General features: G+C 51.2%; 15 protein-coding genes and 1 pseudogene. 15 read left to right on the forward strand and 1 reads right to left on the reverse strand.

The features are described 5' to 3' along the window. Positions 1 to 33: 33 nt before the first annotated feature. A complete protein-coding gene (locus tag ABSH60_RS22965) occupies positions 34 to 984 on the reverse strand; it encodes a substrate-binding domain-containing protein (RefSeq protein WP_056772435.1) in 951 nt (316 codons plus the stop codon). A gap of 327 nt (positions 985 to 1,311) precedes the next feature. On the opposite strand from ABSH60_RS22965, the gene ABSH60_RS22970 reads away from it, so the two are divergent. From ABSH60_RS22970 to ABSH60_RS23040, 15 genes and pseudogenes are all read left to right on the forward strand, one after another. Next, positions 1,312 to 2,370, forward strand: coding sequence for a substrate-binding domain-containing protein (locus ABSH60_RS22970; protein ID WP_390976376.1), 1,059 nt, complete (start codon positions 1,312 to 1,314; stop codon positions 2,368 to 2,370). A 355-nt stretch (positions 2,371 to 2,725) separates the two neighbouring features. Further along, on the forward strand, positions 2,726 to 3,472 hold the full coding sequence (locus ABSH60_RS22975) for an ATP-binding cassette domain-containing protein (RefSeq protein WP_162237796.1): 747 nt from the start codon (positions 2,726 to 2,728) through the stop codon (positions 3,470 to 3,472). A 19-nt stretch (positions 3,473 to 3,491) separates the two neighbouring features. Continuing rightward, positions 3,492 to 4,493 carry an ABC transporter permease gene (locus tag ABSH60_RS22980; RefSeq protein WP_162997907.1) on the forward strand — a complete coding sequence of 334 codons (1,002 nt, stop codon included), beginning with the start codon at positions 3,492 to 3,494 and terminating at the stop codon, positions 4,491 to 4,493. Positions 4,494 to 4,496: 3 nt separating this feature from the next. Further along, on the forward strand, positions 4,497 to 5,579 hold the full coding sequence (locus ABSH60_RS22985; protein ID WP_390976378.1) for a phosphotriesterase: 1,083 nt from the start codon (positions 4,497 to 4,499) through the stop codon (positions 5,577 to 5,579). Between the two features lie 10 nt (positions 5,580 to 5,589). After that, a complete protein-coding gene (locus ABSH60_RS22990; protein ID WP_390976380.1) occupies positions 5,590 to 6,345 on the forward strand; it encodes a glutamine amidotransferase in 756 nt (251 codons plus the stop codon). Then, complete coding sequence (locus tag ABSH60_RS22995) at positions 6,345 to 7,472, forward strand: M20/M25/M40 family metallo-hydrolase (protein WP_390976382.1); 1,128 nt, start codon at positions 6,345 to 6,347, stop codon at positions 7,470 to 7,472. Before ABSH60_RS22990 ends, ABSH60_RS22995 begins: the two co-directional genes overlap by 1 nt. Before the next feature lie 213 nt (positions 7,473 to 7,685). Beyond that, complete coding sequence (locus ABSH60_RS23000) at positions 7,686 to 8,420, forward strand: hypothetical protein (protein ID WP_217203729.1); 735 nt, start codon at positions 7,686 to 7,688, stop codon at positions 8,418 to 8,420. 269 nt (positions 8,421 to 8,689) lie between these two features. Next, positions 8,690 to 9,610: a LysR substrate-binding domain-containing protein gene (locus ABSH60_RS23005; protein WP_390976384.1), complete on the forward strand. Its 921-nt coding sequence runs from the start codon at positions 8,690 to 8,692 to the stop codon at positions 9,608 to 9,610. A gap of 122 nt (positions 9,611 to 9,732) precedes the next feature. Then, the gene (locus ABSH60_RS23010; protein WP_217203727.1) at positions 9,733 to 9,930 is read left to right on the forward strand and encodes a 4-oxalocrotonate tautomerase family protein; all 198 of its coding nucleotides are present in this window, start codon (positions 9,733 to 9,735) and stop codon (positions 9,928 to 9,930) included. Between the two features lie 123 nt (positions 9,931 to 10,053). After that, positions 10,054 to 10,407 (forward strand): putative quinol monooxygenase, encoded by a 354-nt coding sequence (locus tag ABSH60_RS23015; protein ID WP_217203726.1) that lies wholly within the window; start codon positions 10,054 to 10,056, stop codon positions 10,405 to 10,407. Between the two features lie 33 nt (positions 10,408 to 10,440). Then, positions 10,441 to 11,088: a glutaredoxin 2 gene (gene grxB / locus ABSH60_RS23020; protein ID WP_390976387.1), complete on the forward strand. Its 648-nt coding sequence runs from the start codon at positions 10,441 to 10,443 to the stop codon at positions 11,086 to 11,088. A gap of 103 nt (positions 11,089 to 11,191) precedes the next feature. Continuing rightward, complete coding sequence (locus ABSH60_RS23025) at positions 11,192 to 11,488, forward strand: alpha/beta fold hydrolase (protein ID WP_390976389.1); 297 nt, start codon at positions 11,192 to 11,194, stop codon at positions 11,486 to 11,488. Positions 11,489 to 11,493: 5 nt separating this feature from the next. Further along, positions 11,494 to 11,751: a cupin domain-containing protein gene (locus ABSH60_RS23030; protein ID WP_369794810.1), complete on the forward strand. Its 258-nt coding sequence runs from the start codon at positions 11,494 to 11,496 to the stop codon at positions 11,749 to 11,751. A 138-nt stretch (positions 11,752 to 11,889) separates the two neighbouring features. Continuing rightward, positions 11,890 to 12,065, forward strand: a pseudogene (locus ABSH60_RS23035) (IS3 family transposase); the annotation flags it as partial. A gap of 779 nt (positions 12,066 to 12,844) precedes the next feature. Further along, positions 12,845 to 13,633 carry a hypothetical protein gene (locus ABSH60_RS23040; RefSeq protein WP_390976478.1) on the forward strand — a complete coding sequence of 263 codons (789 nt, stop codon included), beginning with the start codon at positions 12,845 to 12,847 and terminating at the stop codon, positions 13,631 to 13,633. Positions 13,634 to 13,707 lie beyond the last annotated feature (74 nt).

The following is a 13,707-nucleotide window of genomic DNA, read 5'->3' on the forward strand; positions in this document are numbered from 1 at the left end:
ACCGACCCGCATAATGCGGGCCGGTATCCGGTGTTATTTAAACAGTGAGCGATAGGTATCAACGTTGGTTTTGGTGACCACGGTGGCCGGTACCAGAATTTTCTTCGGTACGGTTTTCCCGGCGGTGATGTCATTTAGCGCCTTCAGTGCCTGAGCGCCCATCTGCTCAGGATCCTGTTGCAGCACTGCCGCGACGTAACCGCCATCAATGCCACTGATGGCTTTCGCCGTCAGATCCCAGCCAAATACCTTGATATCTTTCTGACGTCCCTGGTTTTCGACCGCGGCAATCGCGCCCAGCAATGCCGGTTCACCCGTGGCGTAGATGGCGGTGAGGTCAGGGTTGGCCGTGATGAGGTTTTCCGCGGCGGTCATCGCACTGTCCTGCACGTTGCGGCCATCCACCACATCAGCCACGGTGATCTTCTTGTTAGCTTTGAGGGTGTCTGTGAAACCTTTCTGGCGATCGTTTTGAATGGCAGAGTTCAGCGCACCCACAATGCCGACGTGCGCTGTGTCATTCATATTTTTTTTCACGTATTCAAGGAAGTATTTACCGAGGATCTTACCGCCTTCGATATTATCCACGCCGACCTGCGCCGCCTGCGGCCCGTCCGGCAGCACGGCATCAATGGCGATCACCGGAATGTGCGCCGCTGCCGCTTCCTTAATGGCTGGCATAATACCGTTGACGTCGATGGCATCGACCAGAATGCCTTTCACACCTTGCTGAATATAGTTTTCGATAGCGTCATTCTGTGCCACCGGATTATCCGTGGCATTAAAAATTACCAGATTTTTGCCGCTGGCCTTGGCTGCATCCGTCGCGCCTTTATTCATGAGATTAAAGAATAACGCCTGTTGGTTAATTTGCACCAGGGCATAAGTGGGTTCTGCGGCTATTGCACCAGACATGTAAGTACCTGAAGAAAATAATGCTGTGACGAGCGCTAAAACACGAAATTTTCCGGTGTTGAATATCATTGTTTTTGTCCTCATTGGGATTGAGATATAACCAGCATTGCCCGGGCGAATAATCGCTGAGCACAGAATGTGTTGGCAGGACAAATAGCAAAGTGATCGTCGTAAACCTGTTAAAAAGACAGGCTGATTGCTGAGGCCGGTAAAAAAGCATTTAAGCAACCGGTCCGTTTCGGTGCGTGGATAAAATGCGTTTTACCGGTTGGGAATTGCTTCCCGGGTGGTGCAGGTAAACTGGCTATTACAATTCTCTGACTCGGATTTTTTGTCAAGTGCTATTTTTTTGCGTCGCGTTGAGGGCGGAAAATGCTATAACAATCACGCTCAATTATGTTACTGATACCTTTTATCCAACGTGGCCAGATGATGAAAAAACGCGTGCTGTTATCCGATGTGGCAAACCTTGCCGGTCTTTCCAAGGCCACCGTGTCGCGCTACATGAACAACAGCATCGTATTGCCTCAGAACACGGTCAGCCGGATTGAATCCGCAATCGCACAGCTCGATTACCGGGGGAACAGCCTTGCCCGTCGCCTGAGTAAGGGCGGAAGCGAAACCCTCGGTCTGGTGCTGTCGGACATCACCAACCCCTTCTTCGCCGAACTCGCGGATGCGGCCGAAGAGGCGGCATTCGAACACGGCTACAGCCTGGTTTTATGTATTACCCGCAACAATCCCGAGAAAGAAAGTCAGTTCATTCGCTGGCTGGATACCTGCCAGGTCGATGGTTTGCTGTTTGCCACTAACCGACCGGATAACGGATCGCTATGCAAAGAAATCCAGCGCCATCAGCGCATTGTCCTGCTCGATGAAGATATTCCCGGCAGTTTTGCGCCGAAGGTTTTTGCCGACAACGTGCAGGGTGGCATGCTCGCTACACAGGAACTGATTGCCGCCGGGCACCGCGACATCGCCTTTATCGGCGGGCCGGACGCACTGATGAGCGTGCGCGAACGTTATCAGGGCTTCTGCACCGCGCTGGCGCAGGCCGGTCTGAGCTGTCCGCCGGAGTGGGTGATGTATGGCGACTACCGGCGAGAATTCGGTCAGCACGCCTTGCACAAGCTGTTCAGCCACACAAAACGCCCGACCGCCGCGTTCGCCGCCAGCGATTTTCTGGTGCTCGGCCTGCTCGATGGTTTGCGCGATTTGGGGCTGCGCGCGCCGGAGGCGCTGTCGCTGGTGGGTTTCGATGATGCCAGCTATGCCGACTTCACCCAGCCACGGATCTCCACCATCCGCCAGCCCGCACGGGAACTGGGGCGGACGGCGGTCAGCCTGATGTTGCGGCTGCTCAACGGCGAAGAAAATGTCCCCGCTGAAACCCGTCTGCCCGTTAGCTGGGTAGGGCGTGATTCCATCCAGCAACGCTCACCCGATCCAAAATAGCGCAAATTGCGCACGATTTTAGCGCATGAAGTGTTCGCATAGCCTGATCGGGTAAACCGGTTTACCTCGCGATTAAAATTTATTCATCGCAATTACAGACAGTTAAAAATCTTCGATTCCCCTTTACCTGCGCTCTGGCATGGAAGCTGCTTAGTTCACTGTGGCTAACAAGTAGTGAAGCGTTTTGTCCCACGGGCACTGGAGACAGTTCTGTTATTCAGGTAAACCGGTTTACAAGGGTGTAAGCCGTGAATAACAGAACCTTTTTCTCCGCGCCATCCAACCCCTAATAACCGATATCGGGTGACAGGAGTTCCAGATGCAACAGGCTAAACCCGGCATACCGCGGGTAGAAATGGTCAATATCACCAAGACTTACGGGTCAATTCGTTCACTGCGCGGCGTGAATCTCAAGCTGGAACCGGGCGAAGTGCTGGGGCTGGTGGGGGATAACGGCGCGGGGAAATCGACGCTGACCAAAGTGTTGTCCGGTGCGGTTGTACCGACCAGTGGCGCTATCCGCGTGGATGGCGAAGTGATGCACTTTACCAATCCGGCGGATGCCCGCCGCTGCCATATCGAGATGGTGTATCAGGATCTGTCGCTGTGCGACACCGTGGATGTGGCCGGTAATTTATTCATGGGGCGCGAGCCGCTGAAACACGTGCTCGGCATTCCCTTTCTTGACCAGACAAAAATGCACGCTGATGCACGCGAGATGCTGAAAGGGCTGGGAATTTCGATCCCTGATACGCATCTGCTGGTGCGCAATCTCTCCGGCGGACAGCGACAGGCGATTGCGATTGCCCGCGCTGCCGCGTTCGACCCGAAAGTGCTGATCATGGATGAACCGACCGCTGCGCTTGCGGTAGCCGAAGTGGAAGCGGTGCTGGAGTTGATCCGCCGCGTCAGTGCCAGAGGCGTTAGCGTAATTTTAATCACTCACCGGTTGCAGGATCTGTTCCTGGTCTGCGACCGCATCATGGTGATGTACGAAGGCACCAACGTCGCGGACCGCAGGGTGGCCGACACCAGTCTGGGAGACATCGTCAATCTTATTGTCGGTGAGAAATTCACCGCGCAATCTGCCGCCGCGCATTGAGGTAAACAGGATGAGTATGATCAATTTAAGCGGTTCACGTGTTATCCGGCATTCGCTGCCGCGCCGCATACTGCACAACCACTCAGGCGTGGTGAGCATTGCGCTGTTTTTCATCTTCTGCTGCGTGGTGTTTTCGCTTATCACCAATAACTTTCTCAGCAGCGCTAACTGGCTGAATATCGTTCGTCAGAGCGCACCGCTGCTGATCGTCGCGACGGCCATGACGCTGGTGATCACGACCGGCGGTATCGATCTGTCGGTCGGCTCGACGCTGGCGCTGGTCGGCGCGCTCTCCGCGATTGCGCTGAACTACTGGGGGTTGCCGTGGCCGGTTGTGTTAATCGGCGGGCTGGTGCTCGGCGGGCTGGTGGGGGCGATAAACGGGTTTTTCATCGCCTACGAGGGGATTCCGGCATTTATCGTGACACTCGCCATGCTGGCGGTGGTGCGCGGTGTTGCACTGCTGATTACCCAGGGTTATTCCATACCGATCCCGCAAGACAGCCTGTTCGCCTTTATGGGACGCGCCTGGGTGGTCGGCATTCCGATGCCCGCGCTGATTGCCATTTTTGCTCTGGGTATCGGACATATCGTGCTGAATCACATGCGCTTTGGCCGCTACGTCACGGCGATTGGTGCTAACGCCGAAGGCGCACGCCGCAGCGGAATCAACACTAAGGCGGTCACGATGCGCGTGTATATCATCAGCGGCATGGCGGCAGCACTTGCCGGGATGATTATTACTGCACGTCTTGGCAGCGGATCCTCGAATCAGGGCGAAGGGTTTGAATTGCAAGTGATCGCCGCCGTTGTTCTCGGCAGCACCAGCCTGTTCGGCGGTTTCGGCACCATCATCGGCACGCTGCTGGGCGCGATGTCGATTGCGATTATCCAGAACGGCCTGATTCTGTCGCACATTTCCCCGTTCTACACCCAAATCGCCACCGGGACGATCATCCTGCTGGCCATCTGGCTGAACACCCGCATTCTCAACCCGGCGCGAACGCCGTCGAAAGGATAGCCAATGAAAGGATCTATTTTTCGCCACGCGGATCCCTTACCGGTCGGCATTGGCAGCGGTCATGTGATGACCGTACTCGGGCCGCTCCCGTTAGCCGAAATGGGCGTTACGCTGATGCACGAACATATTCTGCTGGATGCCTCGGGCAAGTGGGTCGCACCGTGCTGTTGCAGCGATCGTCACGTCGCCGAAATGCCGGTGTCTATCGAGAATCTGGGTGAACTGTCGCTCAATCCGCTGATGAGCCGCGATAACTGCCAGCTGTTTGATGTGGATGTGGCGATTGATGAACTGATGAAGTACCGCGCGCTGGGTGGGCAAACGGTGGTCGATCCCACCAATATCGGCATCGGGCGTGACCCCAAAGCCTTGCAAAGGATTTCGCGCCTCACCGGCCTCAATATTGTAATGGGCACCGGCCTGTATCTTGAGCCTTCACACCCGGAATGGGTGAAAAGCATCTCGCTGGAACAGCTAACCGAAAAGCTGATTTATGACGTCGGCGGCGCAGAGAATAAGCCGGAAGTCATTGCCGGGCTTATTGGCGAAATCGGTGTTTCCAGCCGCTTTACGCCGGATGAGGAGAAATCGCTGCGCGCCGCAGGCCGGGCGAGCGCGGCTACCGGCGTGCCGATCGAAGTGCATCTGCCGGGCTGGGAACGCCTCGGCCACAAGGTGCTGGATATCCTCGAGCACGAAGGGGCGGATCTGCGCCACACCGTGCTGTGCCATATGAACCCGAGCTTTGCCGACAAACGCTATCAGCGCGAGCTGGCGCAGCGCGGCGCGTTCCTCGAGTACGACATGATCGGCATGAGCTACTACTACGCCGATGAATCTGCGCAGTCGCCGTCGGACGAAGAGAACGCGCGGGCGATCCGCGAGCTGATTGATGATGGTTTCATCGGACAAATTCTGCTGTCGCAGGACGTGTTTTTAAAAACCATGCTGACTCGCTACGGCGGCCACGGTTACGGCTACATCCTGAAGCATTTTGTTCCCCGTTTGCGCCGGCATGGCGTCAGCGGCGAGCAGCTTGAAAACATAATGATTAATAACCCGCAGCGTGTCTTTGGCGGAGAATAAGGAGAAGGTGATGAACAAGAAAATCCTGCTGGTCGGTGAATCCTGGACCAGCACATCCACGCATATCAAAGGTTTCGACCAGTTTGCTACAGCAACCTGGCACAACGGCGCGACCGATTTTCTCGCCGCGCTGGCGGACAGCCACTACGACATCACGCACATGACTGCCCACGAAGCGCCGGTCAGTTTTCCGCTCACGCTGGCGGAATTACAGCAGTGGGATGCGATCATTCTTTCGGATATCGGTGCCAACACGTTGCTGCTGCACCCGGACACCTGGCTTAAAAGCCAACGCACCGCCAACCGCCTGACGCTGATCCACGATTACGTGGCCGCAGGTGGCAGCCTGATGATGATCGGCGGCTATTACAGTTTCCAGGGGATCAACGGCGGGGCGCGTTATCACAATACGGCGGTGGAAAAGGTTTTACCGGTGCGCTGTCTGGCCTGGGATGACCGAATCGAAACGCCGGAAGGCATCTATCCTGAGATCAAAGAACCACATGCGGTATTCAGTGATATCGCCGGTGACTGGCCGTGGTTGCTGGGCTACAACGAAGTAGAAATGCACCCGGAAGGCAAACTGCTGGCGACCGTGGCCGGGACGCCGCATCCGCTGGTCGCGATACGGGAGTATCAGCAGGGAAGATCGCTGGTGTGGACCAGTGATATGTCCGCGCACTGGCTGCCGGCTGAATTTGCTGCCTGGCCGGGCTACCGCCAGTTGTGGGTGAATTGTCTGGACTGGCTGACGGAGAAAGCTTAATGACCGGCGCTACCTTGTCACTCACACAACAACTTCTGGGTTTCAACACCATCAATCCACCCGGCGATGAGGCGGCCTGCATGGCGTTTTTTGCCGACTGGCTACAGGTGCAGGGTTTTGACGTTACGCTCAGCAGCTTTGGCGAAAAACGTTTCAATCTGATCGCCCGTCTTCACGGCAGCAAACCGGGCAAACCGCTGGCTTTTACCGGGCATCTGGATACCGTGCCCTTGGGTAATCAGACCTGGCAGTACGATCCGTTCGGTTCTGACCTGACGTCCGACCGGTTGTACGGTCGCGGTTCGAGCGATATGAAGGCCGCCGTAGCCGCGTTTGCTGTGGCCTGCGTGACACATCAGGCCGCCATCCGGGCAGGAAAGGGCGTTGTGATGATCATTACCGGCGGAGAAGAAACCGGCTGTGACGGCGCAAAAGCGCTGATCGACGCGGGCGAACTGCCGCCGGTGGGCGCGCTGATCGTCGGGGAACCGACGGCCAACTATCCGGTCATCGGCCATAAAGGTGCGCTGTGGTTGCGCTGTGAAACGCGCGGAAAAACGGCGCACGGCGCGATGCCTGAACTGGGGATCAACGCCATTTATCTCGCCACCGAGGCGCTGGGGAAAATCCAGCATTTCGAACCGGGTGCGGCTCACCCGCTGATGAAAAAGCCGACGCTGAACGTCGGGCGCATTCGTGGCGGGCTGAATATCAATTCGGTGCCTGATCACACCGAATTTGATGTGGATATCCGTACCGCGCCAAATCTGCAACATGCGACCATCCGGCAGAATCTCACGACAGCACTCGGTGACAACGTCACTATTTCAACGCTGGTGGATTTACCCGCAGTGCTCAGCCCGCAGGAAAACGGCTGGATAAGCGGCGTTTACCGGCGTTGTCAGAAGCTGCACTCCGCCACGCTGGAGGCGAAAATCATGCCGTACTTCACCGATGCGTCACTGCTGTTACCGGCGCTCGAGCATCCACCGTGCATTATTCTCGGGCCAGGCGAACCGGGCATGGCGCATCAGACGGATGAATATTGTCTGCTGAGCCGTCTGGAGGAAGCGGAAATTATCTATGGCGAGCTGATTACGGACTGGCAGAGTTCGGAGGAAGTCTGAAATCGTGGCTACTCCCGGACGCGTTCTGCGACTGGGATAGTATATTATGGGGGAATACCGGCCTGATGTTGATTAGAAACAGTTCATTTCAAATGCCTAACCTTTATCAGTCTTTATCCCCGCAATACCCTGGAGTTAAGATATCTAACTATCCCTTTCCTGTGGGGCATGAAAATCAGCTTCGGCATACCTAACCATAAAGTAAGGTGTATTATGAAAAACAATTTGTTACTTGTTCTTATGACAGGATTTTCTTCATTCGTGGCAGCACAATCAGCCGAACATCTTGCGTCACAAAAGACATTCCCGTTATCTGATTTTATGCGCGCGGGGGTTTCTTTGAAGCATGAGGATTATCTGGGAAAAAAAGCGATAAAAATGCAAATGCCTTCCGAAAAGTTTCAGGATCCAGCAAAAGAAGTGCTTACAGACAGAACATTCATGGCATGGTTGCCGGTTGATTTTCATAACGGGACAATCGAGGCGGATATTGCCAGCACGCTAGCTCACGATGCCCCGGCTTATGCCCGAGGCTTCCTCGGCTTATCATTTCGAATTGATAAAGAAGAACGGTTTGAGAATATCTATCTGCGTCCAACAAACAGTCAGGCTGACGATCAGGTTCGGCGAAACCATTCGGTGCAATACTTCGCTTATCCGGATTACACCTTTGAACGACTGAGGAAAGAGACACCGGAAAAGTACGAAACCTATGCTGATATTGCCACCGAACGGTGGATTCATATGAAAATTACCGTTTCTGGCCAGCAGGCCAGGTTGTATCTGGATCATAGTCCTAAACCTGCTTTAATCGTCAATGACCTGAAATTAGGCAGTGAAGCACGTGGAGGTGTCGGGGTATGGATCGAATCTGGCACGATTGCATATTTCAAGGACCTGAAAATCAGCAGCGAATTACCAGATGCACATCCTCAGAAGGTAGAATAAAAATCATGACGTTTTGGCGAGCCTGAAATATATAATCCCTGTACTTTCATCTTTTGATTCTTTCCCACGCATTGTGCATTTTGTGATGGCGGCTCATGCCCAGGGTTTTACCGAACCTGCGTATAAGTTGGGTATCTCTAAATCAGCCATTGGGAAAGTATCAGATTACTGGAGTAAAATCTGGGAACGGCGCTACCCCTTCGCTTGCGTTTTTTTACGTTTCGGCTTTACGCTAACGTATCTTTTTGTTACTTGTCCTGGCGTAACCGATGTCAACCGTCATTTCTACCGAATCTTTTAGCAACATCGTCCATTTTGTGACGGCTGCAAACTCAAGAAGCTTTACCGAAGCGGCTGAGCAGTTGGGCGTCTCCAAATCGGCAATTGGCAAGAGTATACAGCGGCTTGAGCACAACCTCGGGATCCCGCTATTTCATCGCACCACGCGTAAGATAAGTCTGACTACTGAGGGCGAGGCCTATCTGGCGAGCTGCCAGAGTGCACTTGAAACGCTGCAAATGGCAGAAATGGCGCTGCGTTCTAAGCTCACTGAACCCACAGGCACCGTGAGGATCGATTTGCCTGCGGCTTTTGGCCGCTCGGTGATGATGCCGGTGCTGATGGACATGACAAAACGCTATCCGCATCTGAAGCTGACCATCACGTTTAATGACCGCATCATAGACCCGCTGGATATAGGTTTTGACCTCGCCATCCGCTTTGGTCCGGTGAAAGACACCACCGATCTCATCGCCCGCAAACTCAACGATCAGCATCTGATTATCTGCGCGTCTCCTGCCTATATTACTACTTACGGCACCCCTGACACGCTGGCCGATCTTGCACACCACCGCTGCATTCTGGCCTGGCGGGGTGGGGCGCCGCTTAGCTGGCGGATCCGTGATGAGGGTGGGAAGGAGATCAGACTTAAACCTACGCCTTTTCATCAAATCAGTGATGGCGATGCAATGATAGATGCTTGTATTGCCGGAGCCGGTTTAATTCAGTTTCCCGAAGCGTTACTGCGTCCGCATATTCAGAGTGGCAGGTTAGTGCCGCTGCTGAGCACCTGCAATCCCGCGCCCACCGAACTCAATGTGATATGGCCACGCGCCCGGCATTTGCTGCCTGGTGTTCGCTTTATTATTGATGAGTTAATTGAGTTAGCCGCGCGGAAAGCATTCGAGTGATTGTAGACTCCAGTTCTACACTATGTCCTCTTTTACCCTGTTTATCCACTTAAGCTATCCGCGTAGGATTTCTTCAACGTCAGCCTGACTGACCTTTTATCCATACCTGAAGGAGTTCTGCCATGCCTGTAGTCAATATCCAGATGTTTGAAGGTCGTGATGAGGCTAAACCTGCTATCGCAAAAGCCGTGACCGACGCTATCGCCACTCATGCCAACGTTGATCCTCAGTATGTCTATGTCATTTTCAACGACGTCACCACTGATAACTGGGCCATTTCAGGTGAGCTTTTTTCTGAAACACTGAAAAAATCGAACTGACATCCTGCGTTTCTTGATTTTATCCGCCGTTATGCTTCGCGCATAACGGCGTATTCCTCTTGCGGCGAATGTCTCCCGCTCTTCTTTGCCCACTTTCCTGCCGCCCTTATTTTGGAGATTACAATGAAAAATGAAATTACCTGCGTGTTTAACCTGGCCGTCCGTGACGGACAATTCCCTGCATTCAAAGAATTAGTATCACGCGTGGTGGACGCCACCCGTAAAGAGCCCGGCACGCTGAGTTATGTCTACAGCGTCAGTGAAGATCAGCAAACGGCACACATCGTTGAGCGTTATCGTCAGGAAGATGTGGTGAGCCATGTTGATCACACGTTCGCACCTTTTGCCGAAACATTTCTCTCTTTAGTCACCATTACCGGCCTGACAGTTTATGGCGAACCCGATGATGAAATCCGCAAACGGTTAGATGCGTTTGGTGCCGTGTATATGACACCCTTTGATGGATTTACCCGTTAATTTTTTAGATTTAAAGTGATGAAAGATTCTGCTATGAAACTTTACGTTTACGATCATTGCCCCTTCTGCGTACGTTCACGCATGATTTTTGGCTTGAAAGAGGTTGCGTGTGAAATCATTACTCTGCCAAACGATGATGAAGAAACGCCAGCGCGCCTCATTGGCAAAAAAATGCTTCCCGTCCTTGTCACTGAAAGCAATGAAGCGATGGGTGAGAGCCTGGACATCGTCAAATACATTGATGAGACTTACGGTTCGTCTGTCCTGAAAATGTCTGATAATCCAGAAATCGAAACCTGGATGGAAGAAGCAACAAAACTGATATATCCGCTGGCAATCCCGCGCTGGGCAAACTCGGACTTTGAAGAATTCCGACAAGATGCTGCGAGACAATATTTCGTCAACAAAAAAGAAGCTGTTTTCGGTCCGTTCCAACGTTTGCTGGAACAAACCGAAATCATGGTTAACGAAATGAATGTACAGCTTGAGATTCTTGAAGGGCTGTTCGCACAGCAAGAGAGAGACTCTGAGTATTTTTCGCTCACGGATATCCGTCTTTTTCCGCTGCTGCGCTCATTATCTATCGTAAAAGGGATTCACTGGCCGCCACAGATTGATGCATGGCGGAGAGAGATGGCCCTGGGAACCCGGGTTAATCTCAATGACGACATCGCTACGTGAACCCATGTCTGTCACTCTTTCAGTATAGGGATTTATGCCCCCAATCAGAGTGGGAAGGATCATCTGAATGAACAGAATGTTCACAACGTTTATAGGACTGTGTATGTCTGCAATCACAGCACACGCTGCTGAAATACGCCCAAATCAACCTTTGCAATGGTTCGGACAGCAGTCAAATAGCTACCAAAGTGCCACCCCTTACGGCAATAACACGAAAGCCGGACACTATGTGCAGTCTGGTGATGCTAAAATTTATTATGAGGTTTACGGTTCTGGTGAACCTGTGGTCTTGCTGCACGGAGGAATTGTCGGCTCCATGGCAGAAATGGGCGAATTTGCTGACAAACTTAAAAACAATCACCTGGTCATTTTGGTGAACACCCGTGGACACGGAAAATAACCGTCATGAAAATGCACTTTGAGGCAAATACCACTTTGCCCTGGCACACTCACCCGATGCCTAATGTTGCCTATATTATTTCTGGATCCTTGACCATTGAAGATAAAGAAACAGGTACAAGTCATAAGTTTAAAGCTGGTGAAGCTTTTAATGAATCTGTAGACGACGTACATCGCGGTTTTACCACAGATGAGCCGGTCGAAGTGATCATTGTCTATGCCGGGGTTGAAGGACAAGAACTTTCAGAACCCTATAACTCCTGATCTTACCTAAAGCATACTTCTAAAGTATGCTTTTTAAACATAATTTAGCCAGCGCAACAGTGTTTAACAAACCGGAAGATTTAAAAGGGCATGAGTGTTTGATTTTTTCTCATCGGGTCTTAAAAAGTCCATGTGCGCAAAGGTTGGTCGTCGGATAACGCGGCGAGTGAAGGCATCTTCGGGCGGGGCAAAAATGAAATGTGCTATGGCAGAAACTGGGCAAGCACGACGCAGGAAGAATTTATCTGCGTCCAAGTATCATTGGGTGCAATGAGTCCGGTAAGTACCGGCAGCATCTGGGGATCACAACATAACCAATCCAACAAAACATCCGCATCTCCGAACACGACATTATCGCTTTGCGCTGACAACTTTGATGCGCATAATGTATATTATGTTAAATGATCTACGAGGGTTCATTACTTCATATCCCAACCAGAATTATTTTTATATCAATATTTTAGCTATTTATGATACGGATCTCCTTTTCTACGTTATGTTCTAACTACATTTAGTTCATATTTTAATCACACATATGTGGTGCTTTGTTATGTACTCTCTAATTCAGATTTGTGTGAATCGAAAACGTATGTGGATTCTAATGGATGGAATAACTTACTTACCTCTTCTTTACCCGCTCAGATATCACATTGACAACCTTTCGTTTCGTTCTTTATCAACCCAGTTCTCTTCGCTGCAGGCTCTTAAGTTCTTTTACGACTTTTGGGAGAAAAAACATGGAGTAACGTTTTGCTATAGCTTTCATGAATCAGGTCATGATCCATCAATAGCACTTAATGAATTGACGGCATTTTTTCAATACTTGGAAAATGGTCGCTCCTGTCAGTATGGCCTACTGCCATTACCCAGAACTCCATATTCAAATGGATTCACTAATGCAGCAAGGATTCGTTCAGTAATACAGTTTATTGCCTTTTTGATAAATACATATATTTCACCTATATATCATGATGGCTCATTAAAGGATATTTCTCACATTTCCTCTCGGCTTCATACTCGATTACGAATTTGTAAAGATGGCTACAGGGCGTTACAACCCGGTCGTCAATCAGATTATGGTCAATTTAAGAGCATGACTGGTGATATGGTGAAGGGAATAGATGCCGAAAAAATTGCGTTAAATTGCCTACTATTGCTTATTATCACAGGCTTCCGTTCCGTTGAAGCGTTTAACCTTCGCCAGGACGCGTTGGTTAAACGGCAGATTGATGATCCTGCTATATGCAAGCGACTTCATGATAAAGGGTTGCCCGATTACTTCCTTGGTATTCGCTATATCGGTGTAAAGGGTGCTGGTCAACGCACACACTGGGTTGAACCACTAGCCGTGCCGCTTGTTGAAAGCATCTTCAGCGCAGTCAAAATACTTACTACATCGATGCGTAGCCATCTTATTTACCTTCGTTCAAAAGCATTTACAGATTTCCTTCCATTGGCTATTAATAACTTACCCGGTGAGCTTGTAGAGTTGGACGATGTTGTTATGCATATTGTGCAAACTACATCTGATTTTCGAGGGCGTGCGGGACTTAGAGACAAAACTTCCAAGGCATTAGCACAACGAGGCATTCTACCAACACAAGAAATTACAGGGCCTAGAAATAGCAAAGCAATCTATTTTTCCAAAACAGATTTGAATAATTATCATAAAAATGAATTCGGTGTCACTGGCTCCCAGGAACCATGTACCCATGCCTGGTCGGATAATGGTAAAAATTATGAGGTCAAACACGAAGACTTGTTGTTTCTGTATGCTAAAGGTTCACTAGCACTTCGAAGGACTCTGGTTTTATTGGCTACACCAATACCGCTTGATAACAGGGTTATGAATAAGTTCCTAGGCAATGTTGATAGTAATTAAGCTTTGATGTTCTTCACGTTAGAAGAGTGCTTTCTTGTTGATGTTTTGTAGCATTTGCACAAGAAAGCAGCCAG

Origin of the sequence: Rahnella sp. R3(2024) (assembly GCF_042920125.1) — a bacterium.
Classification (GTDB): domain Bacteria; phylum Pseudomonadota; class Gammaproteobacteria; order Enterobacterales; family Enterobacteriaceae; genus Rahnella; species Rahnella rivi.

Bases quoted from the DNA above. Each gene is read 5' to 3' on its own strand.
- ABSH60_RS22995 (WP_390976382.1), top strand. From the start codon at position 6,345: ATGACCGGCGCTACCTTGTCACTCACACAACAACTTCTGGGTTTCAAC.
- ABSH60_RS23015 (WP_217203726.1), top strand. From the start codon at position 10,054: ATGAAAAATGAAATTACCTGCGTGTTTAACCTGGCCGTCCGTGACGGA.
- ABSH60_RS22985 (WP_390976378.1), top strand. From the start codon at position 4,497: ATGAAAGGATCTATTTTTCGCCACGCGGATCCCTTACCGGTCGGCATT.
- ABSH60_RS23030 (WP_369794810.1), top strand. From the start codon at position 11,494: ATGAAAATGCACTTTGAGGCAAATACCACTTTGCCCTGGCACACTCAC.
- ABSH60_RS23025 (WP_390976389.1), top strand. From the start codon at position 11,192: ATGTCTGCAATCACAGCACACGCTGCTGAAATACGCCCAAATCAACCT.
- ABSH60_RS23010 (WP_217203727.1), top strand. From the start codon at position 9,733: ATGCCTGTAGTCAATATCCAGATGTTTGAAGGTCGTGATGAGGCTAAA.
- ABSH60_RS22965 (WP_056772435.1), bottom strand. From the start codon at position 984: ATGATATTCAACACCGGAAAATTTCGTGTTTTAGCGCTCGTCACAGCA.
- ABSH60_RS22990 (WP_390976380.1), top strand. From the start codon at position 5,590: ATGAACAAGAAAATCCTGCTGGTCGGTGAATCCTGGACCAGCACATCC.
- ABSH60_RS23000 (WP_217203729.1), top strand. From the start codon at position 7,686: ATGAAAAACAATTTGTTACTTGTTCTTATGACAGGATTTTCTTCATTC.
- ABSH60_RS22975 (WP_162237796.1), top strand. From the start codon at position 2,726: ATGGTCAATATCACCAAGACTTACGGGTCAATTCGTTCACTGCGCGGC.
- ABSH60_RS23005 (WP_390976384.1), top strand. From the start codon at position 8,690: ATGTCAACCGTCATTTCTACCGAATCTTTTAGCAACATCGTCCATTTT.
- ABSH60_RS23040 (WP_390976478.1), top strand. From the start codon at position 12,845: ATGACTGGTGATATGGTGAAGGGAATAGATGCCGAAAAAATTGCGTTA.
- ABSH60_RS22970 (WP_390976376.1), top strand. From the start codon at position 1,312: ATGTTACTGATACCTTTTATCCAACGTGGCCAGATGATGAAAAAACGC.
- grxB (WP_390976387.1), top strand. From the start codon at position 10,441: ATGAAACTTTACGTTTACGATCATTGCCCCTTCTGCGTACGTTCACGC.